Origin of the sequence: Wolbachia endosymbiont of Pentalonia nigronervosa (assembly GCF_014534705.1) — a bacterium.
Classification (GTDB): Bacteria; Pseudomonadota; Alphaproteobacteria; order Rickettsiales; family Anaplasmataceae; genus Wolbachia.
Window position 1 is genome coordinate 1 of record NZ_JACVWV010000180.1, and the last position, 1046, is coordinate 1046.

The following is a 1046-nucleotide window of genomic DNA, read 5'->3' on the forward strand; positions in this document are numbered from 1 at the left end:
ATATTATTCGTAGTGGTATTGAATTTAACCGACTTGGGCAAAAAGAAGCATATTACCTATTCAGAGAGCATCCAGGAGAAGGATCATTTGGAGAATCTGTTAGAGTACCAGCAAGTGATGTACTTCATATCTATAAACCGCTGAGACCTGGGCAAATTAGAGGAGAACCATGGCTTTCAAATGTACTTTTAAAACTCTACGAACTTGATCAATATGACGATGCAGAGCTGGTAAGAAAAAAAACTGCAGCAATGTTTGCCGGGTTTGTTACACGACTTGATCCAGAAGCAAATATAATGGGTGAAGGTGAAGCAAATGAGCATGGAGTAGCATTATCAGGTTTAGAACCAGGAACAATGCAACTTTTAGATCCAGGGGAAGACATAAAATTTTCAGAGCCATCTGATGTGGGTGGCAGTTATGAAGCGTTCATGAGGCAGCAATTAAGAGCTATAGCAATCGGTATGGGTATCACTTATGAGCAACTGACAGGTGATTTAACCAACGTAAATTATTCATCTATTCGAGCAGGATTAATAGAGTTTCGCAGAAGATGTGCGATGTTGCAGCATAATATCATGGTCTTTCAATTTTGCCGGCCAGTGTGGAATAGATGGCTAGAACTTGCTACCTTATCAGGAAAACTTTCTACAACAGGAAAAGAAACATCGAAAGAAGTAAAATGGATAGCACAGGGGTTTGATTGGGTGGATCCGTTAAAAGACCAGCAGGCACAGCAGATGGCGGTGAGGAATGGTTTTAAAAGTCGGTCAGAAGTTGTTTCAGAGTTGGGTTATGATGTTGAGGAAATTGATCAAGAAATAGCAGAAGATCAAAGACGTGCTGATTCTTTCAACCTATTTTTTGACTCTGATGCTAGGGGGAACAATGCTGCTAAATAAGCCGTTAATGCTTGAACCAAGGAGTTTTGAGCTGCTATCGCTATATAAGGAAAAACAGCCAATTTTCAAAAATTTCAAGCATTCTATCAAAAATAACGTAGGAAAAGGAAAAACTGTAGTTATACCAATTCATGGAATTTTGAC

1 protein-coding gene is annotated in these 1046 nt (G+C 39.2%); it reads left to right on the forward strand.

All coding sequences use genetic code 11. From position 1 onward, the window contains the following. On the forward strand, positions 1–902 hold a 902-nt coding region (locus IC220_RS07810), incomplete at its 5' end, for a phage portal protein (protein WP_188153826.1). Positions 903–1046: the final 144 nt, after the last annotated feature.